The sequence below is a fragment of the Verrucomicrobiia bacterium genome, from assembly GCA_035946615.1.
GTDB lineage: Bacteria > Verrucomicrobiota > Verrucomicrobiia > Limisphaerales > UBA8199 > DASYZB01.
Genome location: DASYZB010000150.1, coordinates 1 through 26,177, shown reverse-complemented (window position 1 = coordinate 26,177; position 26,177 = coordinate 1). Strand labels below are relative to the sequence as shown.

The following is a 26,177-nucleotide window of genomic DNA, read 5'->3' as shown; positions in this document are numbered from 1 at the left end:
CGGAAGCTCCCCGCGCAAGCCGGAATTGGGGCAAGCCGTCCCTCTCAGTTATCGGACCACTGTTTCATGGCGCTCTGGACGCGCAGGTAATCGGGCATCTCCTCGGGACTGGGTGTTTGGCCCAGGTAAGACACAATCTTGGGGACGTTCCAACGCCAATGCTCGACGTGGCCGTCGGCAAACGAGAGACAGGCGCCCTGGTTATGCCGATCGGCGGGAGTATCCCACCACTGAATCGGAAAGAATGGCATGCCGACCGGGTTGCCAAATTGAGAATCCAGCAGGGTGTCAGGATGTTCATCGATAAAAATGAAAAGGCGAGATGGCGTCGGCCGGATGATCGATGTGAGCTTTTCCCAACTGGGGATGATGCCGTAACCAAGCGGTATCAGGTACTCCCCATAGCCGTTGGCGGACTGGCTCATATTGTAGCTGCGGTTGCGCAGGCGCGGGAGTTCCTGGCCACCGGGGGTCACCACCTTCGAGAGGTCGGCGGGGCAGTGGTACAGCGAGACCGATGTGTTGTAAGGGAACAGCACGCCATTCTCCAAATCCACCGTGTTGGTATCTGTCCGCGCATGATCCGGGCACCAGGAAATACCCCTGGCGATACTGCCGGCGCCGGTGCCGGGAGCGCTGCCAGAATCGATGCTCATGATGGAGTTGTTCGGCGGCAAGTGATCCTGGTTGTCCACCACATACAAATGAAAACAAACCTGCAACTGTTTGAGATTGTTTAAGCAGGCTACCGTTTTTGACTCCTCTTTCGCCCGGGTAAGGACCGGCAGCAGCATGGCGGCCAGAATGGCAATAATGGCGATCACCACCAGCAGTTCGATGAGCGTAAACGCGCCCCAGCAACGAGAGCCGGTGGAGATAAGGCTATCGCGGCGCTTTTCGCGTGGTCTTTCAACCGAATGGACGGGCCATTGCATCGCACATACATGCCTAATGGAACTTTTATACCATACTCGAACCAGGCGAATATGTCACTGGGAAAAGCCTGGGGCTGCGGGGCTGGGGGTGCGGTCCTGGGTGCGCTCCCCTCCCAAGACCAATGACAAGGTCAGTTCCAAACCTTTATAGGAGCGACATAAGGAGTTGCTGATCAGGATTGTCACCTGGCCGCCTTTGAGTTCACCCGGAAGGTGCTGATCAGAGACTCCTTACGGCGTCTCCTACACTCAGGAATGGCGGCTCGTTGCTTCGACTCTGTCATTAGCCGGGGCTCCGCTCCTGTGCCTGTATGAAAGCTTGCGGCTCAGAACGTATCGGCGTTCTCGAGCTTTTTGGCGACGTTATTCAAACCCCGCGCGATTTGTTCGGCCTCTTCGCGGGTGGCATCTGGCGTGAAGATCAGCACCCCATCGGTGATGTGATTGGTAATGAGCGGCGCAGCCAACCACCGCCCGGCATTGAGTTTCTTCTCAGACGGCTCATAGAACTGGCTGAACATTGCCAGATGCCGGCCACGGTCAGCGGAGGTGTATTGTTCGAGCAGCCAGCTCCCCTCCCTGTCAAATTTAATTCGCAAGGCGAACCCGCCCACCACATCGATGACTTTGGCCTCCTTGACATGGACCTCATTGAGGAACGGCTCCTTGGACACAGTTAAAGAACTGGGGTGTTCGCGATAAATCGCCACTTCCTGGCTGTGGCCCATCGGATCGGGGTTGACCTCCTCATACACCCGAAGGGTGCCAAGCTGCTTTTTTGCCTCGCTTTGTCCGGTCTTGCAGCCGCAAAGCAAAGCCGCCTGCAGCGCCACCAGTAGATAGATATTGAATCGACGCCTGTGAATCACCATAGTGCGCCAAACAATCGCATTGCAGCGAGGAAGTAAAGAACTATGAGCAAGCAATACAACAAGGTCGAGAAGCGAAAACGCCTGAAGGCTTATCTAAAACGCAAAAAAATCGCCGGAAAAACGAAAAAAAAGCAACCCAGCCTTCCCCTATAGGCTCTTAGCCGGAAACATGCAGAAAGAAACAGGAGGAAACGGAGAGAACAGAGATTTTTGAAGCTCTTTGAGACCAATGGAGGCACAAACGGCGCCTCACCATTTAGTGAGCAGCCACAAGGGTGCAAGACATAGTTCTGGCTTCGCTTTCACACCTCTGTTTTCTGTTATCTCCTGTTTGAAGTTGTTCACAGCCGCAGGAGTTGAAGCTGCCGGACGGTGAATAATTCCGGCGAGGCAGCCACACTTGAATCGGAATTTACCGGAGGGAAATGAATTATTCACAAAGAACTGACAGGCGGGATTTGGTGAATAATTCTGTGCATAAGTTTTCATTGTATGCTCACGAATTTTTGATAAGCTGTGGCCAGTTCATTGAAAGCACTGAGATGCTCCAACGGCAGTCAACAGATTGCGGCTGGATGTCTCAAAGATAATCCCAGGTAACTGGGGAAAGGTTGAGTCAGGCTGGTTGGCTCAGCCCCTCTTGAAACCGGGCCGCGAGGTCCGGCGGTGGAGGCAGGATTCACCAGTTCCTCTGGCGGTGTTCGCGCATCGTCAGTACACGCGAAAAAGGAACTGTGCGGCAAGGCGCGATAAGAAACCGCTCTGAGCCGAGTCAAGTCGTCCGGGCCAGTTTCGAGCCCGGGCCAATCGCAGTTACCCAGAGGGTATCCGGTTGCTACTGTGCATCAGCACGGACGAGCGGCTCTGGCGGCACCAAAAACTTGGGTCAGCCAAAGGAAAGACGCCGAAAGGCGGGACAAAGTGAGAGCTCGGGCCGGGAAGGGCACGGGATCTAGGCAGGATCCGTGAAAACCTTCCGAAACGCCGGCGATGGTACAAACGCTACCGCTGGCTTGTGGTGAAAGGCAACCTGAGAGAGAAGAGGCGAGACCCGTGGCGCCGGGCGAACGCGCTGCTAAAAGCGGCGGCAGACCCGGAGCATCGTGGTGAAGACGCGGACAAGCAGGCACAAACGTGTCTTTGCCTGGTTCGCAAGCCGGTGGCGCAACCACCAGCCCAAGCGAGCTTAAAAGCCTCACTCGATAATTCAGCGGCCGCAAGGCGCTGGACGGCCCTGCTACGAGGCCGAAGACTCCGCTTGCCGTGGAGAATAGCGTCGGGAAGCTGGCAGCCCTGCGGGGCGCCCAATGCCAGCACGGGAAAGAGAGCTTGGCGAACTCCCATCCCCCATTTAGTCCCTGTCCGACCGAAAGGTTGGGCAGGGGCTTTATGTTTTGTAAATAGGCTTGCCTGACTAACAGTGTTGTAACAGATTCTCCTAACCGAACGAAAGCCAAGCTCTAACTGTTTACAACTTTATGGGACGCATCTATAACAATATCGTCGAGACGGTAGGCCACACCCCGCTGGTCAAGTTGAACAAGGTGACCGACGGAGCCCCCGCCACTATCCTGCTCAAATGCGAATTCTTCAACCCTCTGGGCAGCGTCAAAGACCGGATCGGGATGTCGATGATCGAAGACGCGGAGCAGCGCGGGATTTTAAAGAAGAACACCGTCATCATTGAGCCGACCAGCGGCAATACTGGCATCGCGCTGGCATTTGTCGCGGCGGCCAAAGGATACCAATTAATCCTAACGATGCCCGAGACGATGTCCCTGGAACGGCGCACCCTGCTGGCGATGTTAGGGGCGCGGCTGGTGCTCACACCTGGAACTGAAGGGATGAAAGGGGCCATCGCAAAGGCTGAACAATTGGCCAAAGAAACCCCCAATGCGTGGATTCCGCAGCAATTCGACAATCCGGCCAACCCGGAAATTCATCGCAAAACTACCGCCGAAGAAATTTGGCAGGATACAGACGGCAAGGTCGATATTTTGGTCTCGGCAGTGGGAACCGGGGGAACGATTACCGGTTGTTGCGAGGTGATCAAGCCGCGCAAGCCCTCATTTCAGGCCATCGCGGTCGAACCGAAGGATTCACCCGTGATTTCGCAATGCCTGGCTGGACAACCGCTTAAACCGGGCCCGCACAAGATTCAAGGCACCGGCGCAGGGTTCATTCCCAAGAACCTTCATTTGAAGGATTTCAAAGGCAATGCGCAGATAGTTGAATGCATCCAGGTGACCAACGACGACTCCTTCGCCATGGCGCGCCGGTTAGCCAAGGAAGAAGGCATTTTGGCCGGGATTTCCTCAGGCGCGAACGTCTGGGCAGCCATCGAGGCGGCCAAACGCCCGGAAAACAAGGGCAAAGTCATCGTGACGGTCGCCTGCTCGACCGGTGAGCGTTACCTCAGCACGCCGCTGGCCGCTGAAGCAAGGGCCCAGGTGGGCGGCTGAGCACGGCAGGCCGCTGGAACCGAAAGACGCAAAGTCGCAAAAAAAGAGTTGCGCTAGCGAGGCTCTGGCGGTAAGTATTACGTGTATCGAAGGTTTGTTAGCTGCACGGGGTGGGTCTGTGTCAGTGCCTTATCAACCGGTGCAGCGGCTTCCCAAAAATTCAAAGCTCTAAGTTTTCGGGGATTAATTCTGGAATGCCTTCGAGAGACACATAAAAAATGAGTACAGCGACCAAACACGACAATAACAGCCCTGTAACCGCCGACTTCGGCGCCGGCTACCTCGAAATCTCCGAAAAAGGCTTCGGTTTTCTCCGGACGGCCGAGAACCATTTCCACCCAAAACCGGCGGACATCTTCGTCACACCGGATACCATTAAACGCAATTTCTTGCGCGAAGGCAGCCTGGTAGAAGGCCCCACGCAACCGCCGCACCGGGGCAATAGCCCCCAGCTCAAGGCGGTCGATCGCGTCAACGGCATGCGCTTCGAGGAGTACACCAAATCCGTCCGGTTCGAAAACCTGACGACGATCGACCCGATTGAAAAATACCGGCTCGAGACCAGCCCGGACCTGATCGAGACGCGGGTCATCGACATGGTCACGCCCCTGGGCAAAGGCACCAGAGGGTTGATTGTTGCCCCGCCCCGGACCGGCAAAACCACCGTGCTCAAGCAGATGGCCAATGCCATCACAACCAATCATCCGGAAGTGTTCGTGCTCGTGTTGCTCATTGACGAGCGGCCCGAGGAAGTCACCGACTTCCAGCGCTCGGTCAAAGCCGAGGTGGTCGCCTCGTCCAACGACCAGGACCTGGAAACGCATGTGCGCCTCTCCCGTTTCATGATCGAGCGTTGCCGCCGCATGGTCGAGGCCGGTAAAGATGTTTTTGTGTTGCTGGATTCCATCACTCGAGTCGCCCGGGCCTACAACAGCGTTCATGGCGGCAGCGGCCGCACCATGACCGGCGGTGTTGATGCGCGCGCGCTGGAAATACCGCGCAAGATGTTCGCCTCCGCCCGCAAGATCGAGGAGGGCGGTTCATTGACGATCATCGCCACCGCCCTGGTCGATACCGGCTCACGCATGGACGAACTGATTTTCCAGGAGTTCAAAGGCACCGGCAATATGGAGCTGATTCTGGACCGCAAGCTCTCGGACCGCCGCTTGTTTCCGGCCATTGACATCCCCAAAAGCGGCACGCGCAAGGAAGAGAAGCTCTTCCCCAAAAACCAAATCGAAGCCGTGCGCAAACTCCGGCGTATGATGGTCGATCTGAACCCGGTCGAGGCGATGGAAACCCTGGTAGCCGCGCTCAAGAAGCACAAGACCAACGAGGAATTACTGGCCAAACTGGTCTGAAGGAGCGCGTCCGCCTCCGGCGCAATGGCTGGCGCCCACGCTGCTAGCCACGACTCTATCGACTGACAAATGCCAGCGCGTCCCAAGGCCGCAATCGACTCGCTCCATTCCCGGCCTCCTCTCGAGCGGATGCTCCGGATACATCAGGCGATTCAGACCGGCGCGTTTCCCAATGCTTCGAAGCTCGCCGCCGAACTCGAGGTCAGCACCAAATCCATCCACCGGGATTTGGAGTTCATGCGGGACAGGCTCGATTTGCCCCTCGAATTTAATCGAGCGCGGCTGGGCTACTTTTACACCGAGGAAGTCAGCGCCTTCCCAACCGTCCAGATTACCGAAGGAGAACTTTTTGCGCTGATTGTGGCCGAGAAATCTCTCCAACAATACCGGGGGACGAGCTTCGAGAAACCCCTCCTGAGCGCTATCCGGAAGATGGAACAATCCTTGCCGGACACCATCACGCTGGACCTGGCCGAGGTGGAGCGCACGATTTCATTTCGGACGCGGGCCGAACCGATAGTGGACCTGGGGATTTTTGATGCCCTTGCCAAGGCCACCGCTGCCCGGCAGCAACTCGAATTGACCTACCGCAAACCCGGCCAGCAACAGCCCGAGTCGCGGATTATCGACCCTTACCACTTGGCCAACATCAACGGCGAATGGTTCCTCTTTGCTTTCGATCACCTGCGAAAAGACATCCGGACCTTTGTCCCGGCCCGCATTAAAGCTGTTCGTATGACGGGCAAGGTCTTTGGCCGGCCCCAGCAATTCTCGCTCGAACAACGATTGCGCGACAGCTTCGGCGTCGTTTCGGGCCGGGGCGAATTTGGCGTGGTGATTCGCTTCAACAAACAGGTGGCGGATTATGTGCGGGAAAAGAAATGGCACGATTCCCAGGAGCTGAGAGAACTCAAGGAGGGAGGCGTCGAGTTGCGCCTGAAACTTTCGAGCCTGGCCGAGGTAGAGCGTTGGGTATTGAGTTGGGGCGGCGACGCTGTTGTCGTGCGCCCTGGTGAACTGGCTAAATCAGTCAAACGCGCAGCAGAAAAGATTCTAAAGGGATAGGATCCCCTAGCGAGGCGCGCCTCAGACCGTGGCTCGGTCCTGGTTATCGCACTCGGCGCCACAGCTTCGCGTTGCATTTTGACACGCCTTAACCCATCTTGCCGCCCGAAATGAAAGGCATCATCCTGGCCGGCGGCGCCGGCTCGAGACTGTTTCCGCTGACACTGGTCGCCAGCAAACAGCTCCAGCCGGTCTATGATAAACCCATGGTTTATTATCCCCTGACCACCCTCATCGAAGAAGGCGTCCGGGAATTCTGCCTCATTTCAACGCCACAGGACTTGCCGAGGTTTCGGCAGTTGTTGGGAGACGGCGCCGCCTGGGGCTTGCGCATCGAGTACCGCGAACAGGCCAAGCCTGAGGGCATCGCACAGGCCTTTCTCATCGCTGAATCCTTTATCGGCCAGGACCCGGTTACGTTGATACTGGGCGACAACGTATTCTACGGCGGCGACAGCTTTCACCGCGCCTTCGCCGAGTTCAAGACTGGCGCCATGATCTTCGGCTACCACGTCAACGACCCCGAACGCTACGGGGTGGTCGAGTTCGATGCAAAGGGAAAGGCCATCTCGATTGAAGAAAAACCCAAGCAACCCAAAAGCAACTATGCCGTGCCGGGGCTTTACATGTTCGATAACACAGTGGTTCCGGTAACAAAAGGCCTGAAGCCGTCGGCCCGCGGCGAGTTGGAAATCACCGATGTGAATGTCGAATACCTGCGCCGTGGCCAATTGCGCGTGTACCGCCTGGGCCGTGGATTCGCGTGGCTGGACGCCGGGACCAGCAGCAGCCTGCATGAAGCCTCCGCGTACGTCCAAACCATCGAGAAGCGGCAGGGAATCAAGATCGGTTGCCCCGAAGAAGCTGCTTTCCGGCGCGGCTTTCTTTCGCTCGAACAACTACAGGGGCTGGTCCAGCGAATGCCTCGCTGCGAGTACCGGGATTACCTGGAAAACGAGGTCATCGCCGAGGCCAAAAGGTCATGAAGCAAGCCCGGAAACTCGCGCATGGACTTTAAAGCCGCAGCCCGCCCCCGCACCTTATGAATGTTATCCGCTGCGACATTGAGGGTTTGCTGATCTTCGAACCAAAGGTGTTCGGTGATGCGCGCGGATTCTTCATGGAAACATGGAACCAAAAACGTTACCAGCAGGCCGGGGTGCCTGCCACTTTCGTTCAGGATAATCTCTCCGTATCCCGCCAAGGCATCCTGCGCGGCCTCCATTTCCAAAACCCAGGCCCCCAGGGCAAACTCGTCTCCGTCCTTCAGGGTGAGGTCTTCGACGTAGCCGTTGACCTACGCTTGAATTCGCCCACCTTCGGCAAATGGCACGCCGCGCATCTCTCGGGCGAGAATAAGCGCCAGTTTTTCGTGCCGGTCGGCTTCGCCCATGGTTTTCTTGTGCTGAGCGAATCGGCCATGTTCCATTACAAATGCACTGAGTTTTACTCTCCAAAAGACGAAATGACCCTGCTCTGGAACGACCCCCAACTCGCAATCGAGTGGCCAATGGCCGCTCCCATCCTCTCCGATAAAGACGCCAAAGGTCTGCTGTTGCGAGACATCGCCCGCGAACGCCTTTTCCCATGAACATTCTTATCATTGGCCGCATCGGCCAGGTCGGCTGGGAACTCAGGCGAACACTCGCGCCGCTGGGCAAGATAACCGCCGTTGATTATCCCGAGATTGATTTGACCGATGGCAGCTCCATCCGAAACTGGGTCCGCAAAACCTCACCGGCCCTCCTCGTCAACGCCGCCGCCTACACCGCCGTGGATAAGGCCGAAACCGAACCGGAGCGCTGCAACCAAATCAATGGAATAGCTCCTGGAATACTGGCAGAAGAGGCCAAAACCCTCGGCGCGCTTCTAGTCCACTATTCAACCGACTACGTTTTCGACGGCGCCAAAACGGCCCCATACGTGGAAGAGGACGTCCCCAACCCGCTGGGCGCCTATGGCCGCTCGAAGCTCGCCGGGGACCGCGCCATCGAGCAGGTCGGCTGCCGCCGTTTGATTCTCCGGCTCTGCTGGGTTTATGGGGCGCGCGGTCAAAACTTTATGCTCACCATGATGCGCCTGGCCCGGGAGCGGGAGAAACTGCGTGTGGTGCGCGATCAACTCGGGTGCCCCACGTGGTCCAGAATGATAGCCGAGACTACCGCCCAGGCACTCGCGCAAGTCCTCAGGGCCCCCGAGCCCGGCCATTGGGAGGGCCTCTATCACCTCGCGGCCTCCGGTCAGACAAGCTGGCACGGGTTTGCCGAGGCGATTGTGGCCCTCATGCCCGAGGCGCAGAAGAAGTGCCAACTCATCGAGCCGATAGCAACTCAGGAGTATCCGTTGCCCGCACGCCGCCCCGCTTATTCCGTCCTCTCCTCTGAAAAGCTCCGGCGCGTTTTTGGCCTGCAATTGCCCGACTGGAAGGAGAGCCTGACGCACGTTCTCGAGAAATGACTGGTTTGATACTTTATTCCCATCCATGAAACTGCTTGTCACCGGGGGCGCCGGGTTTATCGGGTCCAATCTCATCCACCACATCATCGGCAGCCCTGAAGTCGAGCGCCTGATCAACCTCGATTGCCTCACCTATGCCGGGCACTTGGCCAATCTCGACCAAATCAGCCGTCACCCGAAGTACGCCTTCGAGAAAGTGGATTTGCGCGATAAGCCAGCCGTTTTCGATGTGGTAAAGCGTCACGACATCACGCACGTGATGCACCTCGCCGCTGAATCCCATGTGGACCGCTCCATCACCGGCCCGGGAGATTTCATCCATACCAACGTAGTGGGCACTTTTAACCTGCTCGAGGCCTGCCGCGCGCAATGGAAAACTCCGGCCTCCGGCACACGCTTTCACCATGTCTCCACGGATGAAGTCTATGGCAGCCTGGGCCCCAAGGGCCTTTTCACCGAGACAACCCCCTACGCCCCCAATTCGCCCTATTCGGCCAGCAAAGCCTCGAGTGATATGCTGGTGCGCGCCTATGACCACACCTACGGGTTGGCCACAGTCATCACGAATTGCTCCAATAACTATGGCCCATATCAGTTCCCGGAAAAGCTCATCCCGGTCGTGATTCAAAACGTCCTGGCCCGCAAAGCCGTTCCGGTTTATGGCGACGGCATGAATGTGCGGGATTGGTTGTATGTGCGCGACCACGCCGAGGCGCTTTGGCAGGTCCTCATGCGAGGGCGCAATGGAGAGACCTACAACATCGGCGGACACAATGAATGGGCCAATCTGCGCATCGTCGAGTTGATCTGCGATCTCATCGACGAGCTGGCGCCGCGCCTGGGCGGCAACTCGCGCAAGTTGATTTCGTTCGTTCAGGACCGCCTCGGCCACGATCGCCGCTACGCGATTGACGCGTCCAAGATTCAAAAAGAGCTGGGCTGGGTCCCGGCCCACAAGTTCGAGCAAGGCATCCGCGAGACCGTCCGGTGGTACTTGGATAACCAGGAATGGGTCCGAACAGTGATGGCCCGGTGAACCCTCGACGCGCTCCGATACGAGCAGGTAGCCCGCTCACGCCGCAGGGCGGATTGACTACGCCTCGGACCCGTGCAACAGAAAGGCCGGGTGAGGGATATGGACAAAAAGCGAATTGTCATCATTGGGGGGGGCTTTGGTGGCGTGAAATGCGCCGGCAGCCTTTGCCGCGAATTGCCGCCGGGCGCGGCGGATGTTGTTTTATTTGACAGGCAGAATCATCTCGTATTCAGCCCTCTTTTGGCGGAGGTCGTCGGTTCGTCAATCGAACCTTTGGATGTCATCGTCCCGTTGCGCCAATTGCTGCCCCGGGTCTTTTGCCGCACCGAAGAGGCGCGGAGCATCTCGCTGGCAACCAGCGAAGTCGAGTACCTGGGCGAGGACGGGCAGCTCACCCGGATGGGCTACGATCACCTGGTGATTGCTTGCGGCAATATTACCAACCTCAACGTTGTCCCGGGCATGGCGGACCATTCCATCCCGCTCAAAACGGTCGGCGACGCCGCCAATCTGCGGGCCCATTTGATGGAACAAATGGAGCAGGCCGAAGTTTCGCGCGACCCGGCTCGGCGGGCGTGGCATCTGACGGTGCTGGTGGTTGGCGGCGGCTATAGCGGGGTGGAAGCCGCCGGCGAAATCAACGATCTCCTGCGGGACAGCTCCCGCTATTTTCGCACGTGGCAGAAGTCCGATGTAAAGGTCATCCTGATTCACTCGCGCGACCAGATTCTTCCCGAGATCAGTCCCAGCCTGCGCGAGTTTGCCCGCAAGAAGATGGAACAGGCGGGCGTCCAGATGGTCCTCGATGCGCGAGTCACCTCCGCCACCCCGGAAGGCGTCGGTTTGCAAGATGGCCGTTTTCTCCGGGGCGGCACGATCGTCTGCACGATTGGCAGTTCGCCTGCCCCCGTGGTTGCGGGTTTGGATGTGGCCAAGGAAAAAGGACGATTGGTGACCGAGTTGGACATGCGTCTCAAAGGGCGCCAGAATATCTGGGCGATTGGAGACTGCGCCTGGATTATCAATTCGCATAACGGGGAACCTTCCCCAACGACCGGCCAGTTTGCCGAGAGACAAGGCCGGCAGTGCGCCCAAAATATCGCCTGCACCCTGCGTGGACGGCCCACCAGGCATTTCTCCTTTAAACAACTGGGTGAACTCTGCTCCATCGGCGGCCATTCGGCCGTCGCCGATCTGTTCGGGATGCATCTCTCGGGCTTTCTCGCGTGGTTCGTTTGGCGTGGCGTTTATCTGTTCAAGCTCCCCACCTTTGGCCGGCGTTTGCAGGTCGGATTTGATTGGGCATTTCTACTGGTGTTCCCGCGCGACCTGGCTTATGTCCGCACTGAGCAAACCGAGCGGGTGTCGCACGCCCATTACGATCCGGGTGAGTTCATTATTCGCAAAGGGGAGGCCCCCACGCATTTTTACGTGCTCGAAAAAGGCGAGGTCGAGGTGGTGCGCTCCCAGGATGGGCAGGCCGGTGAAGTCATCGCCGTGCTCGGCTCGGGTTCTTTCTTCGGCGAGCGCGCGCTCCTGGGCAACCGCCCGCGGGTGATGTCGGTCCGGGCCCGCTCCCCGGTTGATGTCCTGGTGATGGGTAAAAACGTTTTCACGCAGTTCTCGGAAGCCCTGACGCCGCTGCGCGATGCCTTGGCTCAAACCCTCAACCGCCGCACCCTGGACGTGTGGAAGGACCAGCCCCAGGTTCACGAACTGCTCAAACAAACCCCGGTCCGGCATCTGATGGAACCCGTCCCCCAACCGCTGCTCAAGCCCTCCGACACCATGCGCGATGCCGGCCATGCCTTTGTCGAGCATCCCCACGAGTTTTTTTTTGTTTCAAGCGACAACCAGACCCTCGATGGGGTCGTCACGATTACCGATCTCCTCCGCTGCCACGCCAATAACGGCACACCCGACACGCCCGTCAGCGAATTCATGACAAAAAACCCCGTCACAATCGCCAGCGACGACCACTGCGCGGTGGCCGGCAATGTCATTCGCGAGTATCGGCTCAAGACGTTGCCCGTTGTGGAGCATAAGGAGAGCCGGAAGCTGGCCGGCTGCCTGCGAGTCCGCCGGCTCATGGCGTATGTCTTTAAGCAAACGGCGGCGCGCCGGGATCACCAGGCCGGAAACGTGCAGAAGGAAACAAGAGGAAACGGGGAAACGAAGTGATGGAGTATTGCGTTTTTATTTAGCCTTTAGCCTTCAGCCTTCAGCCTTTCCGCTCTACTGCGGCGCCCCGTCTTCGAGAGGGACTAACCCGTTGGAGATCGCGAACTTCGTCAAGCCGGCTACGGAGTGGATGTCCAGCCGGCGCATAATGCGTTCCCGATGCGTTTCGATGGTCCGGACACCAATCCCAAGCTGGCCTGCAATTTCTTTGTTGCTGCGGCCCTGGGCAATCAACACCAGCACTTCGCGCTCCCGTTCGGTGAGCTGGGCGAAGGGCTCTTTTTTGCCTCCGCTATTGACCAGTTGGTTCAGAGCAGCCTGGGCTATTTCGGGGCTAAAGGAGCTCTGGCCGGCATAGACCGCCTCGATGGCGCGCAAGAGGGTCTCCGGAGAGGCCTCTTTGGACACGTAACCATGGGCCCCGGCCTGGATAATGCGGAAGATGAATTCTTTGGTGCTATGGACGGAAAGCACCAGCACTTTGATATGGGGCGCCGCCTTGCGCAAATCCTGGGTGACAGACAGCCCGTCACGGCGGGGCATGGAGATATCCATTAAAACAACATCGGGTGAGAGCTTGAGCGCTTTCTCGAAGGCCTCCTGGCCGTCCGCAGCTTCGCCGATTATTTTCAGCCGGTCCAGCCGTGACAGGCAGGATTGCAGCCCCTGCCTCACCACCGGATGATCATCGACCACCAGTATTCGGATTCTTTCTTTTGTCGCACTCACCATCCGCTATAGCTTCTGCGCTTTGTGTTCACCGCCAATGCTACCAGAACCTCCTTAGGAAGTAAAGACATTTGCTCCGGCTTTTGTAATCGGTTAGTGACGGCGGGCGCTGCCGCCTAAAGGCGGCGTTCCGCGCGTCCGGAACGCCGGCTTCAGCCGGCAGCCCCGTAGTCACTGAGGCATTACCGGCTTTTCCAACCCAGGCGCGTAGCGGGTTGAATTTAAAAGCATCGTCCAATCAGGGCCACAAGGAAATCCCCGGGTTATTGCCGGATTCCGCGGCCATTACAAAGCTCCGTAACGCGCCGGCGGGTTGGGGCGGCCTCCCGTCGCAGTGAAAACCGGGCGGCCATTTTTCTTTGCCGGCGCGGCGGATGAAGGAGATTCTCGTGGCGGTGCGCGGCAACGGCGGGTAAGGGGGCCGAGGCGGCTTGAGGCGGCTGTTGCTTGTGCGTTGGAGGGCCGGATCGGTTACCGTAGGTTACCGTGGGCTTCCGTGGCTTACCTATCGGTTACCATCGGTTACCGCGGGTGGTCGTTGGGTTACCGGGAGGTTACCGGAATTTGACTCGAGACCGGGTTATGACGCTCTCACGCTCCACCGTCAACGCTCCACGTTTCTTTTGTGGGAATGCGGCGGCAAGGGGGGGTAGGGGGGGTAGGGGGGCGGTTTGGGGGTGTACAGCCGTCCCACCGTCCCAAGGCCGGTAAACACGGGCGATTCTCACTCTTGCAACCGTCCCACTGCCGTCCCAGACCGTCCCGTGCCGTCCCAGAGCGGTCCTCTGCCGCTTTTGGATGTCCTGCCGTTCTGACCCTGCCCCCCCCCAATTCGATGCCACTGGACGTGAGAGTGGAACTTTATGCAAGGGGCGGCCCGAAAAGCGCCAGAGGACTGGCGCAGTCCACGACGCTTCGCGCGGACCGGGACAAGAGGGGCGCGAAGCGCTTTCTGCTTTCTGCTTTTCGCGTTTCCAATTACCCTGCCGCGGTGTTGATTGCAGTCTGGCTGAAGAAACGTTTCACCCATCGAGAATCCGGCCCCGCTCGACCCACGCAAGCCGTGGATAGGGATCGTCTTGGTGTGCTTTGGCGCCTGCTGCGCCCGGGACGGGACGCACTCCGCGTCTATCCAAAGCGGCGTCGCGCAGGGCTTGCCGCCGCACTCCAAAATGGCGGGGCCGGTGCGGCACTGGCCGCTCTTGGCATCTTATTGGGGCTGAACCCATCGGCTTCGGCACAGGTAAGCACGGTTTCCAACAAATGGGCCGTTCTCATCAAATACCCCTGCGATTCATCCCCGGCCATTGACAGCGAAGGCAATATTTTCTTCGGCACGTGGGACGGCAAACTCTGGGCGCTGAAATCCGACGGCTCGCGCAAGTGGATTTTCAGCACCGGCCATGAGATAAAGTCGGCTCCGGCCCTGGGCGGCGACGGCACGGTCTATTTTGGCTGCCGTGACCGGAAGGTCTATGCGGTCGGCCCTGACGGCAAAAAGAAGTGGGATTTCAAGACCGGCGCCTGGGTGGACTCCTCGCCCGCCATCGGCGCAGACGGCACCATTTACGTGGGCTCGTGGGACAAGACCTTCTACGCCCTGAATCCGGACGGCTCGAAAAAGTGGCAGTTCCCGACTGCCGGCGAGATTGTCTCCTCGCCAGCGATTGGCGCCGCGGGACGGATATATTTCGGGTCACACGACCGGAATTTCTACGCGCTGGCGCCTGATGGAGCCAAGGCCTGGGCATTCGCCACCGGCGGCCCGATAATTTCATCGCCAGCCATCGACCGCGACGGCACGGTGTATTTCACCTCCGTCGATGGTTTCTTTTACGCCCTGGATCCGGATGGCCAATTGAAATGGCGGCTCAAGACCGGCGGCATCACCGAGTCCTCGCCGGTGATTGGGCAGGACGGGATGCTTTATGTGGGGGTGAACCAACAGCTCTGGGCCCTTACGCGCGAGCCAAAGAAGAAGTGGCAGTATGGGCTGGGTGTGGCCTGGTGGGACCCGGTTGAAGTCGCGCCGCTGGCATTGGCTGATGGTTCGGTTTGCTTCATATCGCATTACGGGCTGCTCACCAACCTGGATGCCGATGGCAAGTGGAAGTGGCATTATTACATGTACGGGAACGGCACGGTCTCGCCCGCAGTGGCGCCTTCCGGTAGTATCTACACCGCAGGTCAGTACCCAACGAATGGCATCTGCTTTCAGGCCCTGCGCACGGATGCGCCTCTGGCCCAATCCCCCTGGCCGAAGTTCCGGGGCAACCCGGAAAACACTGGCCGCGCCGCGCCGGCTGAACTTCAGAGTGTGCGATAGAATGCCGTCTCTCGTGCGCTCTTTCAAGAAAGCCCCCGATCTCGCCGCACTGTGGATTCTCCTTTGCGCCTTTTGCAGTTGTGCGGGTTGGATTTTATCTCTCCTGCATGAGCTCAATGGGCTGGGGTATATCGTCGCTTTCGCCCTGGCCCTTGGCGGATTTGCCTTGTGGGCTTGCACAACCGAGGTTGGCTTGCGCCTTCCTCCTGCCTCGAAGTTGGTTCGTCGCTTCAAACGCCCGTTGCCGCTCTCCTTTTTGATTCTGTCAACACTGGCGTTTGTGGGGGGCGCATTGCATCCGCCGACCAATTGGGATGCCCTCACCTACCGCGTGCCGCGAGTCCTGCATTGGCTGGCAGAAGGGCGCTGGCACTGGATACACACGGTCTTTCCGCGGGTCAACCTGCGTGGGTGCGGCTTCGAATGGATGATGGCCCCGCTCATCGCGCTGACAAAGACCGATCGCCCCTTTTTCCTCATCAACTTCATCTCGTTCGCGCTGATGCCCGGTCTGTTTTTTATGAGCCTGCGCGGGGTGGGTGTGAGAGGCCGAGTCGCCGCGCAGTGGATGTGGATTCTGCCAGCGGGCTATTGCTTTCTGCTGCAGGCGGCCAGTTTGGGCAATGACCTGTTCGCGGCATTCTTCGCGTTGGGCGCGTTTGCTTATGGATTGCGCGGTCGCCAGCAGGGCCGAAGCGGGGACCTATGGCTCTCGATGCTGGCCATCGCGCTGACCACGGGCGTGAAGGCGAACAACCTCCCGCTGGTGCTTGTGTGGGCGGTTGTGGTTGCCCCCTGCTGGCGCCTGCTTTCTGCCAGGCCCATAGCCACAGTTTCAACCGCGCTTGTCTGCCTTCTGATTTCTTTTTTCCCAACCGCCGTTCTCAACTCGTGGTATGCGGGGGATTGGACAGGCACAAAAGCCGAAGGGTTTCCGCCATTGAGGAGCCCGCATCCATTGGCAAGGATCGAGGCAAACAGCGGGGTCTTGTTTATGCAAAACTTCGCGCCCCCAGTAGCGCCGTTTGCGAAATGGTGGAATGCACAGGTGGCCCCGAGCCTAGCCTCGCAGGCCATGACCTCAGAAATGGGGGCTTTTGGACAAGACATGCGGGAGAGTCCTGTGTTCCGGTTGGACGAACTGGCAATCGAAGAGACGACAGGGATGGGTTTGGGTGCTTGCGGCCTCTTGTTGGTTTCGACGATTGCAGCCTTGCGGTTTGCGTGGGCTCAGAGGTCCCCCACGTCTGGCCCGAGTTTGGGGCGGCGAGACGCCGCCCAAACTCGCGGGCGAGGACGCCCGCGCTGCGCTGTGAGCCCAAGCCAGGCATGGGTTCTGGCGGCCATTGCGCTGACGACCCTGGTGTTCCTCGCGGCATCCTTTGCCACCGAGTTCGAGGCGCGCCTCATGAGCGCCTACTACCCGTTCCTGGTAGTCCCGTTTCTCCTTCCGCTCGCCCACGCGCAGATTGTGCGTCAAAGATGGTGGCGGATTGCCGCCCTGGCCGTAGCGGCCATGGCAATCATTCCTTTGGCGCTCAGCCCGCCTCGACCGTTGCTTCCAATGCTAACGATTGTCAAAAAGCTGCGGCAGCATGGGTGGTCCAGCCCGCTGGCCGTGCGAACCGAGCGGGTGTATTCGGCCTATTCGATTCGAGGCGAAGGTCTCGAACCTTTGACTCGGCTCCTGCCCTCGGACGACAAGAGGCTCGGGTTTATAGGTGTAGATGATCCCGAAACGAGTTTATGGAAACCTTTCGGGTCGCGCCGCGTTATCGATGTGTGCCCGGTCGACACCGCCGCCCAACTCCGCGCCGAAGGCATCCGGTTTATCGCCCTGCATTCCCCGCGCTTTGCCGAGGAATTCCGAATCCCTGTGGAGCAGTGGTGTTCGGAAATTGGCGCGCGAACGTTCCAGACGCTATCATTGGATTTGCGCGCCGGTGAAGGCCCGTCGGAGTGGCGGGTGGTGGAGTTGCAGTAACAATGGGCGTTGGGTGAGGCATGCCCCATTCAGCCGTCCCTCCGGGACTAATTGCAACTCCAAATGTCACCTAACGTTGAAACGTTGGGCTATTGTCGGATGTCCCTCGGGGACAAGCATTGCCACTAAAACCCCTTTGTCTTTCAAATCCCGAAACCGCCGGCGATTTCGGCAGAATGCAAAATCCCGATGTTGGTGTGGTAGCGCAAGCGGCAGCCTGTCCCGGAGGGACATTTGATAATAGCCCAATGCTTCAGCATTGGGACCGGTCGTCAAAACCTATCCAGTCCCGGAGGGACGGCTGAACTCCATCCCACAGGTGCAAATCGAAAATCCAAAATCCAAATTCAAAAATCCATTCTGCCTCCTTGTGCGGCGGGAAGGGCAAAGCTATCGTGCGCGGCATGTATTGGCGCGCGGCGCGAATCGAATTTGCTGACGACCGGATGCCGGGCTGCCGGTCCCGCACGCGGGCCAACATCCGGTCCACCCGCGAGCCGGGCTCCTTTTCCTGAGCCATGTCGCGGATCAAACGGCTCGCGCATTCTCTGGCGTCCGGATACGTCCTGCTCGGCGCAAACGTCATCTACACCTTGACCTCATTCCGGCTGGCGGGGAAATACCTCGGCCCGGCGGAATTCGGCCTTTGGGCAGTCGTAACAAACCTGGCGCAATACATCGCGCTCATTGACCTGGGGATGACCAGCACTTCCCGGATTCTCATCGACTACAAAGACCACCGGGACGCGGGCGATTACGGGAGTGTGATTAAAACATTTCTCGTCGTGAGCCTTATCCAGGCGATTCTCATTGTGCTGCTCAGCATCGGGCTGGCCGTTGCCCTGGTCCCGGTGCTGCACATCCCGGGAACGCTCAAGCACCAGTTTATATACCTGACAATCGGACAATGCGGTGTCCTTGGGGCCGGTTTTTTGAGCCGAATTTTCCCATTTGTCCTCTCGGCCCATCAACGCTATGACCTCGTCAATTATACCCAGACCGCCGGGTTCGCCCTGGGCCTTGGCGCAATGTGGGCTGCATTCGTGCATCACCAGGGCATTTACAGCACGCTTTGGGCCCAGTTCGCCTCCTGGCTTGTAAACGGCGCCTTGACCTGCGTCTGGGTGCTGCGGATGCAACTCCTCCCGGCTCGACGTTGCTGGGGACGCGCCACTTGGAGCCGCTTCCGAGAATTGTTTGCCTTGGGCTCGGACCTGTTTCTCTATGCCCTCGGGTTCCAGATGCTGAGCGCGAGCCAAACGGTCATCCTGACCCGCCAACTCGGCCTCGAGGCCTCAGCCCTTTGGTCGGTTTGCACACGGACCTTCAGCCTGGTCAGCCAGATTATTTACCGGGTATTCGATTATGCCGGGCCGGCGCTGGCCGAAATGATCGTTCGCGGCGAGCGGGAGCGGCTCTACCAGCGGTTCCGTTCGCTGGTGGTGTTATCCGCCTCGCTCAGCGTGTGCGCGGGAACCATCTTTGCCATTTGCAACCAGCCATTCGTGGCGCTCTGGATGCGCAGACAATACGGCTGGTGGCCACTCAACGATGGTTTGTTAGCGTTCTGGCTGGTGCTGCAAGCGACCACCCGTTGCCATCTGGGGCTGGTGGGGGTGAGCAAAGAAATCCGTTCGATGCGTTTTATCTATCTGGCCGAAGGCACCTTTTTCGTGGTCCTGGGGCTGCTGGTGCTGCGGTGGGGGGGCATTACGGCCATGTTACTTTGCTCGATTGCGGGCACCATGCTCTTCAGCGCGCCGTACGGCTTTTGGCGGACCAGCCAGTATTTCAACGTTCCGTGGAAGGTCCCCTCGTTCGAGTGGTGGCTTCCCCCGTTGCGCCTGGCGCTGGGCCTGGTCCCATTGGCGGGCCTGCTTTGGTGGCTGACCCGGCCACTTCCTCTGCGCCCGCAACTGCTCATCCGCGGAGCGGCCAGCGCGCTGCTCGCCCTGCCGCTCCTGTTGCGTTTTGGCCTGGATGCAGAGCTTCGCAAGGAGATACTGGCTCGGGCGCCCGCTCGATTTCAGCCTCTCTTACGAACAATCGCTTCTACAAGGATGAAAGATGAGGGATGAAGGATGAGGGATCAAAAAGTTTAAAGGCTCGCCAGGCGATGAGTGTCCCGGAGGGACACCCGAGAATAGCCCAACGCTTCAGCGTTGGGTTTGAGCCCGAGATGAGACAAAAGTCCCGGAGGGACGACTGAGCGCGCGGCCGGTTTTGGTTGGGTGGTCGCCGGTGGCCACAAACTCCACGGTAACGTCCGGCCCGATCCAGTTTGTCCGGCCTATGTCCGGCCCGCAGGCGTTCTTTCGTGTGGTAACGCCCTGATGCAGGGACCAAAACCAACTGCACAGTTACGTCTCGGGCGGGTTGCGGCGGGCAACATTCCTGCAGCCCCCGGAGCGTTCCACCAGCTCGGTGATCACCTCCTCGTAGGCATCGACCACACTTTGTTTCGTATATTTCGCCAGGAAGTCGCGGCGCCCTTGAGCGCCGAGTTTGGCCCGCAAATCCGCATTTAGGGCCAAGCGCTGGATCTCCTTAACCATTTCAGGCTCGGTTTGGACAACAGTCCCGCCGGCAAAATCACTGATGCACCCACGGTCCATTGAGATGAACGGCTTGCCGGCTGCCATGCTTTCAATCAGGACCAAGGGCTGCGTCTCGGCTTTAGTTGGAAACAGAAAGATGTCCATGGTTCGGAATGCGGCCTCAGTCATGGCGCGCCCCAGTTTGTCCAGGACCAAGACTCGTCCCTCGGGAAATTCCGGAGCCATTTGGGCATCCAACTGTTCCATGGCGCGTGAATAATCATTGCGTTCGGTTCCAATGAAGACCAGGGCGGAATTGGGAATTCGCGCCTGGCGATAGGCGCGCAAGGCCGAGAGTTGGTTCTTGCCATCGCAGTAATAGGCGACACACAGGAACATCAGCGGGTGTTGCAAACCATAAGCCAGGCGGAAATCCGGCAGGTTGAATTCAGTCGTTTTCCAATCCACGCCATTGGGGATCACCCGCAGTCCTTTGTGTCCGATGGCTGAGGCGACCTTCTGGTCGAAAAACCGGCCGAAATCGCGCCGAGGACTTAAAAAGACGAGACGCTCGAATTTTCTCAATGTACACGGGAGCCGCGAGACGAAAGGTTGCCAGCCCAGCCAAGTGGGCAACCCCCAAGGGAAGCCGGGCTGCAGGACCAGCCTGTGCGCCTCGAAGCCGTGGCTGATCAGGGCTTTTGCAGCCTTTATGCGACGGAATTCCGGAAGAGCCAGTTGTACCGGGGCAGTGTCCAGGCAGTGGCAAAGGATGACGTCGCCTTTAAAACCCATGACAAACTGCCTAAAGGCCGATGTCTCGCCCCGAAGCGGGTCGCGCCAATGAGCTGAGCCACCAACCCTGAACTGGAAGACTTTCGGGTTGTCGGATGCACCAGGCGATTTGCGTTGCGGATGCCACAAGGTTGCGACGCTCACCTCGTGGCCACGCACAGCCAACCCCTCGGCGACGAGCCCAGCGGCATTTGCCACGCCATCCACGTTCGGGGCGTACGTAAATACCAGGACCAGGATGCGGGCTTTCATCGCCTCTCAATAGACCGCTATTTCTGCAACGCCGCCCAAATATGAGGGCTCCAGAAATCGATCTGTTCCTTGGTCGCCGCCCGGAACAGGAGCTTCAAAACCCCGGTGCCGAGCTTTGAAAGGGGGACCTTCAGCCAGCGAGAGTCGCGGATCGCTGCGCTGCTCTCGTCCACAAAGTCGAATCGTGAGAATCCATGCATGCGGCCCAGGGTCTCGATGCAGTTAGTGGTGTAAGTCCAAACGTGGGTGATATCATTGAACAGGTTGCGACCAACCAGGGGCGAGTCGCCGTTGGGGTAGCGCAAAATCAGCCGCCCGCCCCTGGCGAGCACTCGGGACGAGTCGCCGAGCAAGTCCATGAACTCGTCTTTAGAAATGTGCTCGATCAGGTCAATTGCCACAATCGCCTCTCGGCTGGAGTCCGGCTCGGAAGCTAGCCAACTCTTGAAATCTGTCTCGAAGACCTCGGCACCGATTTGCCGGGCGAATTGAATCTGTTCGGCGCTCGAATCGGCTCCGACCAGCTTTTGAAACTGTTGCTCTTTAAGCCAGGCCAGAAAGCTTCCATGACCGCAGGCCAGTTCGGCAATGGGGCTGTTCTTGTCCGCAGGGAGCCACGGGAGAACGATGCGATCATAGACGTAAGCTTTTTCATGGGCGATGCGATAAACATCCTGGACGCTTCTCACGCCGCGCGCCGTTGCCTGGTATTTATAATAATCGAGATAGCCCATAGGAGCTTGGGTTAATCGAGTTTGAAGCCGGCTTCCAGAAAGACCTTTCGGAAACGCTTTTCCCACGTGTGCTCGTTGGCGCACCGGCGCCAGGCTGCCTGCCCGATCTTCAAACACTCCTCGGGACGTCTGCGGTAGTAGGCGTACATCTCGATTAGCTCTTCAACGGACCGATAGCAGAGAATCTCTTTGCCTAATTCAAAAAGCTTTACGAGTTCCCAATTGTAGGTCGTAAGGTAGCAGCCGCCTGCGCCTGGACACTCAAAATCACGATTCTTAACGGTCGTGATGACTGAGGATGGCGTGGCGAAGCCTATGCCAAGGTTAATTTGGGTGCTGCGGTAAACCGAATAAGGATCATCGGTCCATTGGCTGTGTGGCCAGCCTTCGCCAAACAGGCGAATCGGAATCCCCGCCTGCAAAAGCTGATCAATGACGGTCCCCCGCTCGGGTTTCCTAGACCCGACGAAACTGAATTCGTATTTGTAATCTGCGGCAGTGGGTGAACTGAGAGCGTCTAGCTGCCGGACGCCTTGAGGCATGTAGATGCAATGCAAGCCCCGCCGTTGATACCACTCGGTTGCCGGAAGGCAGTTGGTGAGGTTGATATCGAAGTGTCCGGCCCAATGCTGATAATCATCGTTCCCGGAGGCGAAAACACCGTGAGGAAAAAACTCGAACCGGTCATCCAGGCTCATTCCGAACAAAGGACACTTCCAGCGCCGCCGCAAATGCTGGAATGCTTCCTCGGAGAGCAGAGCGGGCCGGGCGTAAAACAGGATCAGGTCTGGAAGGGGACTTCCGCCGTTTCCAGCGAGGCATTCCAACGCTGAGGCAACCGCCTGACGATCTGTGCCAGTTCTAACCGGGTCCTTCAATGAATCCCGCAGGTCGAGGACTGATACCGCCGCGATTTTTTGCAACTCGGGCACGAGGTCCCTCAGCTCCCACATACAGTCTGCGATAAAAAGAATACGCCGTAATGCCCCGTCCACGACCAAAGGGGGCCGCGGAGCCATAGGAACCGCTTCGCGGACGAACGCCGACAATTGTCCGCGAAAGGCCGCCTCCCATTGGCGCGCTCGCCGTGCGACCCACCAATCTAACAGCGGCCCGCGTAGAAGCAGGCGGCGGACAAATTCCCTGAGGCGCCGGATCATGATTTCAACCTGCCTTCCGTGCCACCAACCCACAATAGGGGGCATAGGCCGTGACCCCCTCCGGTAGCAGTCGAAACATTGGAATGAGACGCCGGACGACTTTTATGATGGCTCTTTTGAATCGGGACCGCCTGGGATCGGCGTTTGCCCAAAAATCGAAAGTGCCAAACCAGCCAGAAATCAATATCTCAAACCCGGCGTCCCGAACTTGGTGTGACCATTGGTTTGGACGCATCGCGGCGAGGTTGTGCTCGGCCAGATTTGCGCCGTCGAGCCAGGCATGCAAACCATGCTGCACCCAGCCACGGAAATTTGGAGTGGCCAGCACAAGCAGTCCTCCCTGCTCAACCAGGCCTGCGTGGATATCCACCAACTCAGTCCAGTTGCCAAAGTGCTCAATCAGCCCAAACGAGCAGACGACCTCGAATTTCCTGGCGAAAGTATGGGTAAAAACATCTCCCTTTATGAATTGGCCCACCCGATATGCCTGCTGCTGGAGCCAGGCTGGCAAATCGGATTCGACGCGCGGCGTCAGATCCACTCCGTGCAATTCGTAACCGAGTTCACCGAGAACGGCCAAATAACGTCCTGGAAAACAGCCCAACTCCAGGCAGGGGCCTTGGCCGCGAGGCACCCAGCGCTCCAGCCATCCTCGGACCGGATCGCCTAGCGGAGCGGCCTGAAGAGCCACATCGCGGTAGCTGACGTCCCACCGGGCTTGCGTTGTAAAATTTCCAGGCATGAGTTGTCCTACCCGCGCCGTGCGATAAGCGTGGGTAAGCGCTTCTTGTGATTTCTCCTGGCCCAAAAGCCAGAATCTTGCTGCAGGCCCATGCCGGCAGGATAACTAAAGGTAACGATCCGTCAACGCCGGTGCGCCGCGCTCGTCATTCCCCCAAGCCCAGCAGGGAGTTCTTGCTTGGCGTAGATTCACCAGGCAATCTTCTACCGTGTTGTACCATAACGAATCGCCGGAAGGCTGACAGAGCAACGGAATGATGCAGTCCGTAAACAGTACTCTCCCGTATTTTGGCATCATGGTGCTACTGCTCGGGATGGGGGCGATGATCTTTCGGTCGATTCCATTTTTCCGAGCAACTATTCAGGCGAGCCAAGCCACGCATTATGAGGCTCTGGACGGACTGAGGGGTTATTTGGCTTTGGCGGTGTTTTTCCATCACGCCGTGGTGCAATACAACTTTTATCGTACTGGGACTTGGGGAGCGGTTGGATCGCAGTTTTACAGCGCCTTGGGACCTACAGGAGTTATGTTTTTCTTCATGATCACGGGATTCCTTTTTTGGTCCAAGGCCATCGCTAAAAACGGGCACCTGCCGGCCCTCGGTCTCTATCGAAACAGGTTCCTCCGCTTAGCACCCCTTTACCTTTTTTCGATTTTGGTCATTCTTCTGATCGTAGCCGAGCGTTCGCATTTTCACATTTCTTCCAGTCCATTGGGCCTGATGGCTGAACTTGGCCGCGCACTGTCTCTTGGGATGGGACCCGTTGGGGTCATAAACGGCGTGGATACAAGACCAGTGAATGCCGGGGTGACATGGTCTCTTCGATATGAATGGGCCTTCTACTTACTCCTGCCCTTAACAGCCCGGCTGGTGCGCCGACCCCTCTCCTGGCGATTTGTGGTACTTGCAGCAATCATCACCTCATGTTCGTGGATTTGGCTTCCCCAATGGCCCGCAGGAGACAGGATCCTCTGTTTTCTTTATGGGATGTGCACCGCCCATCTCGTCGCACATTTTTCAGGCAGCTTGGTTTGCCGAACAGCAAAACGAAGTTGGGTCGGGGCTTTGGCCATGCTCCTTGTCGTCTTGAGTCTTCTTAGCCATGGAAGCTTCTGGAATGTGCAGTTTGCAGGACTGGCCTTCGTGTGCTTTGCACTGGGTAATGATCTATTGGGTCTTCTACGTATTCGTGGCGCCAAGGTCCTTGGAACCATCAGCTATAGCATCTATTTGCTTCATGGGATCGCACTGTATTTGGCGCTGCGCATTATGAACCATTTTTATCCTGTGGTGGCCATGAAACCTCTGCCCTACTGGGGCTTGATCGGCGCATGCGCTGTTTTTGTGGTCGCCTGCTCCGCGGTGACCTATCGGCTTTTCGAACATCCTTTTATCGCTCTTTCTCATAAGCGGCGAACCCAGGCCGAAAGGCGGCCCCCAGACCCCCAGTCGGTTTCCGCTGCTGAAGGTCCCGACCATCTCGAAGCCACTGGGGTCAAGTTGCGTTAGCGAGTGTCGAGCACGAGAAAGGGACCCGGTTACAAGATTGTATCGTAATGCCTGGAGGCGCGGATTGACCGGGCGGCGGAGGCCGCTATCATCCAGGCATTGACGGCCATCGAAAGCGCAACGAACCAGTGCCTCTGTCGCCCCGGGTTAGCCACCCGCAAAATCCTTCTGCGAGCTTTCCTGGTGGGTGCCTGGTTTTGCCTGTTAGTTCTTCCATCACGGCTGCCGATTCCGACAACCGATCCTTCGTGGCAAGCGGTCCTGAATTACGCCGCGGTCCACCACCTCCAATTTGGGCGCGATTTGGTCTTCACCTACGGGCCGCTAGGATACCTGGCCCAAAACCAATATGCCCCTGGGACATGGTTGGCCGTGGCGCTTTTTGAGGCTGGCTCGAGGGCTATTTATTTGGCGCTGGTATGGCGACTTGCGCAGATGTCTCCCCCAAGAAACGAAATGAGGAGCATGCCGCAGTGGATGATCCTCGGTTTGATGGGTTTGTTACCAGCGTTGGATTGGGATTCCTTTTATTTGTTGCTTATCACTGTTCTGGGCGTGAGAATTTGCAGTATGGAGGGGATCGGTTGGCCCGAAATCGCAGGCACAGCCGCTCTCGGCCTGATCGCGCTCGTAAAAGGCACCTATCTGGCCTTTATATGCGTGATGCTTGGTTGCGGCTTACTCTGGTGCCTGCTGAACAGACAGGCGCTCCGCGGGATTTCGATATTTGGCGGATTTGCTTTGGCTTTTGGTTTTTCCTGGCGTGAGCTGGCACACCAGCCTTGGGGTAATATTCCGGTTTGGTTGCAGAGCACGCAGGAAGTCGCGCGCGGTTACCAAATGGCAATGGGGGTCGTTCCGGACCCCAATCGCCTCGCGTGTGCGATTCTGGCTTTTCTCCTGGTTGCCGGGAGTCTGGCGGCGGGATTGAGACGTTCGGCGCGTGGAGCTCCAATCGCGCTTCTGCTTCTATTCGGCATCTTTCTGGCTTGGAAGCAGGGATTCACCCGCGGCGACGAGTTTCATACAGGAACCTTCT

General features: G+C 58.2%; 21 protein-coding genes. 13 read left to right on the top strand and 8 right to left on the bottom strand.

What is annotated here, in order from left to right:
- Nucleotides 1–44 precede the first annotated feature (44 nt).
- Nucleotides 45–935: a prepilin-type N-terminal cleavage/methylation domain-containing protein gene (locus VG146_21815; GenBank protein HEV2394996.1), complete on the bottom strand. Its 891-nt coding sequence runs from the start codon at nucleotides 933–935 to the stop codon at nucleotides 45–47.
- Nucleotides 936–1,261: 326 nt separating this feature from the next.
- Nucleotides 1,262–1,807, bottom strand: coding sequence for a hypothetical protein (locus VG146_21810; protein HEV2394995.1), 546 nt, complete (start codon nucleotides 1,805–1,807; stop codon nucleotides 1,262–1,264).
- A 1,478-nt stretch (nucleotides 1,808–3,285) separates the two neighbouring features.
- Here VG146_21810 and cysK point away from each other — a divergent pair.
- From cysK to VG146_21770, 8 genes are all read left to right on the top strand, one after another.
- On the top strand, nucleotides 3,286–4,269 hold the full coding sequence (cysK, locus tag VG146_21805) for a cysteine synthase A (protein HEV2394994.1): 984 nt from the start codon (nucleotides 3,286–3,288) through the stop codon (nucleotides 4,267–4,269).
- 218 nt (nucleotides 4,270–4,487) lie between these two features.
- Complete coding sequence (rho, locus tag VG146_21800; protein ID HEV2394993.1) at nucleotides 4,488–5,630, top strand: transcription termination factor Rho; 1,143 nt, start codon at nucleotides 4,488–4,490, stop codon at nucleotides 5,628–5,630.
- 129 nt (nucleotides 5,631–5,759) lie between these two features.
- Entirely contained in the window at nucleotides 5,760–6,695 is a 936-nt protein-coding gene (locus VG146_21795) for a WYL domain-containing protein (GenBank protein HEV2394992.1), read from the top strand.
- A gap of 110 nt (nucleotides 6,696–6,805) precedes the next feature.
- Nucleotides 6,806–7,681: a glucose-1-phosphate thymidylyltransferase RfbA gene (gene rfbA, locus VG146_21790; protein ID HEV2394991.1), complete on the top strand. Its 876-nt coding sequence runs from the start codon at nucleotides 6,806–6,808 to the stop codon at nucleotides 7,679–7,681.
- Between the two features lie 56 nt (nucleotides 7,682–7,737).
- Entirely contained in the window at nucleotides 7,738–8,286 is a 549-nt protein-coding gene (gene rfbC / locus VG146_21785; protein HEV2394990.1) for a dTDP-4-dehydrorhamnose 3,5-epimerase, read from the top strand.
- Entirely contained in the window at nucleotides 8,283–9,152 is an 870-nt protein-coding gene (rfbD, locus tag VG146_21780; GenBank protein ID HEV2394989.1) for a dTDP-4-dehydrorhamnose reductase, read from the top strand. Before rfbC ends, rfbD begins: the two co-directional genes overlap by 4 nt.
- Before the next feature lie 25 nt (nucleotides 9,153–9,177).
- On the top strand, nucleotides 9,178–10,188 hold the full coding sequence (gene rfbB / locus VG146_21775; GenBank protein ID HEV2394988.1) for a dTDP-glucose 4,6-dehydratase: 1,011 nt from the start codon (nucleotides 9,178–9,180) through the stop codon (nucleotides 10,186–10,188).
- A 99-nt stretch (nucleotides 10,189–10,287) separates the two neighbouring features.
- Nucleotides 10,288–12,369: an FAD-dependent oxidoreductase gene (locus VG146_21770; protein ID HEV2394987.1), complete on the top strand. Its 2,082-nt coding sequence runs from the start codon at nucleotides 10,288–10,290 to the stop codon at nucleotides 12,367–12,369.
- A gap of 54 nt (nucleotides 12,370–12,423) precedes the next feature.
- Here VG146_21770 and VG146_21765 read toward each other — a convergent pair whose 3' ends face one another.
- Entirely contained in the window at nucleotides 12,424–13,101 is a 678-nt protein-coding gene (locus tag VG146_21765; protein HEV2394986.1) for a response regulator transcription factor, read from the bottom strand.
- 988 nt (nucleotides 13,102–14,089) lie between these two features.
- Here VG146_21765 and VG146_21760 point away from each other — a divergent pair.
- Both VG146_21760 and VG146_21755 read left to right on the top strand, forming a co-directional pair.
- Nucleotides 14,090–15,424, top strand: coding sequence for a PQQ-binding-like beta-propeller repeat protein (locus VG146_21760; GenBank protein ID HEV2394985.1), 1,335 nt, complete (start codon nucleotides 14,090–14,092; stop codon nucleotides 15,422–15,424).
- 13 nt (nucleotides 15,425–15,437) lie between these two features.
- Nucleotides 15,438–17,408 (top strand): hypothetical protein, encoded by a 1,971-nt coding sequence (locus tag VG146_21755; protein HEV2394984.1) that lies wholly within the window; start codon nucleotides 15,438–15,440, stop codon nucleotides 17,406–17,408.
- Nucleotides 17,409–17,661: 253 nt separating this feature from the next.
- On the opposite strand, the gene VG146_21750 is transcribed toward VG146_21755, so the two are convergent.
- Nucleotides 17,662–17,928: a hypothetical protein gene (locus tag VG146_21750; protein HEV2394983.1), complete on the bottom strand. Its 267-nt coding sequence runs from the start codon at nucleotides 17,926–17,928 to the stop codon at nucleotides 17,662–17,664.
- On the opposite strand from VG146_21750, the gene VG146_21745 reads away from it, so the two are divergent.
- Nucleotides 17,927–19,486 (top strand): oligosaccharide flippase family protein, encoded by a 1,560-nt coding sequence (locus VG146_21745; GenBank protein ID HEV2394982.1) that lies wholly within the window; start codon nucleotides 17,927–17,929, stop codon nucleotides 19,484–19,486. The genes VG146_21750 and VG146_21745 overlap by 2 nt on opposite strands.
- A 282-nt stretch (nucleotides 19,487–19,768) precedes the next feature.
- Here the strand turns inward: VG146_21745 and VG146_21740 are convergent, their stop codons facing one another.
- From VG146_21740 to VG146_21725, 4 genes are all read right to left on the bottom strand, one after another.
- Nucleotides 19,769–20,992 (bottom strand): glycosyltransferase family 4 protein, encoded by a 1,224-nt coding sequence (locus VG146_21740; protein ID HEV2394981.1) that lies wholly within the window; start codon nucleotides 20,990–20,992, stop codon nucleotides 19,769–19,771.
- A gap of 17 nt (nucleotides 20,993–21,009) precedes the next feature.
- A complete protein-coding gene (locus VG146_21735; GenBank protein ID HEV2394980.1) occupies nucleotides 21,010–21,726 on the bottom strand; it encodes a class I SAM-dependent methyltransferase in 717 nt (238 codons plus the stop codon).
- A gap of 11 nt (nucleotides 21,727–21,737) precedes the next feature.
- Nucleotides 21,738–22,679 (bottom strand): glycosyltransferase, encoded by a 942-nt coding sequence (locus VG146_21730; GenBank protein ID HEV2394979.1) that lies wholly within the window; start codon nucleotides 22,677–22,679, stop codon nucleotides 21,738–21,740.
- 211 nt (nucleotides 22,680–22,890) lie between these two features.
- Nucleotides 22,891–23,628, bottom strand: coding sequence for a methyltransferase domain-containing protein (locus tag VG146_21725; GenBank protein HEV2394978.1), 738 nt, complete (start codon nucleotides 23,626–23,628; stop codon nucleotides 22,891–22,893).
- A 295-nt stretch (nucleotides 23,629–23,923) separates the two neighbouring features.
- Between VG146_21725 and VG146_21720 the strand changes: the two genes are divergently transcribed.
- Both VG146_21720 and VG146_21715 read left to right on the top strand, forming a co-directional pair.
- Complete coding sequence (locus VG146_21720; protein HEV2394977.1) at nucleotides 23,924–25,138, top strand: acyltransferase; 1,215 nt, start codon at nucleotides 23,924–23,926, stop codon at nucleotides 25,136–25,138.
- Between the two features lie 465 nt (nucleotides 25,139–25,603).
- Nucleotides 25,604–26,177 (top strand): hypothetical protein (locus VG146_21715; protein HEV2394976.1); only part of this gene is annotated, 574 nt, incomplete at its 3' end.

What these genes read in the sequence shown, in the direction of transcription:
- VG146_21735 (HEV2394980.1), bottom strand. Translation starts at nt 21,726, where the DNA reads ATGGGCTATCTCGATTATTATAAATACCAGGCAACGGCGCGCGGCGTG.
- VG146_21765 (HEV2394986.1), bottom strand. Translation starts at nt 13,101, where the DNA reads ATGGTGAGTGCGACAAAAGAAAGAATCCGAATACTGGTGGTCGATGAT.
- rfbA (HEV2394991.1), top strand. Translation starts at nt 6,806, where the DNA reads ATGAAAGGCATCATCCTGGCCGGCGGCGCCGGCTCGAGACTGTTTCCG.
- rho (HEV2394993.1), top strand. Translation starts at nt 4,488, where the DNA reads ATGAGTACAGCGACCAAACACGACAATAACAGCCCTGTAACCGCCGAC.
- VG146_21810 (HEV2394995.1), bottom strand. Translation starts at nt 1,807, where the DNA reads ATGGTGATTCACAGGCGTCGATTCAATATCTATCTACTGGTGGCGCTG.
- rfbC (HEV2394990.1), top strand. Translation starts at nt 7,738, where the DNA reads ATGAATGTTATCCGCTGCGACATTGAGGGTTTGCTGATCTTCGAACCA.
- VG146_21730 (HEV2394979.1), bottom strand. Translation starts at nt 22,679, where the DNA reads ATGTGGGAGCTGAGGGACCTCGTGCCCGAGTTGCAAAAAATCGCGGCG.
- rfbB (HEV2394988.1), top strand. Translation starts at nt 9,178, where the DNA reads ATGAAACTGCTTGTCACCGGGGGCGCCGGGTTTATCGGGTCCAATCTC.
- VG146_21815 (HEV2394996.1), bottom strand. Translation starts at nt 935, where the DNA reads ATGCAATGGCCCGTCCATTCGGTTGAAAGACCACGCGAAAAGCGCCGC.
- VG146_21750 (HEV2394983.1), bottom strand. Translation starts at nt 17,928, where the DNA reads ATGGCTCAGGAAAAGGAGCCCGGCTCGCGGGTGGACCGGATGTTGGCC.
- VG146_21720 (HEV2394977.1), top strand. Translation starts at nt 23,924, where the DNA reads ATGGTGCTACTGCTCGGGATGGGGGCGATGATCTTTCGGTCGATTCCA.
- cysK (HEV2394994.1), top strand. Translation starts at nt 3,286, where the DNA reads ATGGGACGCATCTATAACAATATCGTCGAGACGGTAGGCCACACCCCG.
- VG146_21770 (HEV2394987.1), top strand. Translation starts at nt 10,288, where the DNA reads ATGGACAAAAAGCGAATTGTCATCATTGGGGGGGGCTTTGGTGGCGTG.
- VG146_21795 (HEV2394992.1), top strand. Translation starts at nt 5,760, where the DNA reads ATGCTCCGGATACATCAGGCGATTCAGACCGGCGCGTTTCCCAATGCT.
- VG146_21745 (HEV2394982.1), top strand. Translation starts at nt 17,927, where the DNA reads ATGTCGCGGATCAAACGGCTCGCGCATTCTCTGGCGTCCGGATACGTC.
- VG146_21725 (HEV2394978.1), bottom strand. Translation starts at nt 23,628, where the DNA reads ATGCCTGGAAATTTTACAACGCAAGCCCGGTGGGACGTCAGCTACCGC.
- VG146_21740 (HEV2394981.1), bottom strand. Translation starts at nt 20,992, where the DNA reads ATGAAAGCCCGCATCCTGGTCCTGGTATTTACGTACGCCCCGAACGTG.
- rfbD (HEV2394989.1), top strand. Translation starts at nt 8,283, where the DNA reads ATGAACATTCTTATCATTGGCCGCATCGGCCAGGTCGGCTGGGAACTC.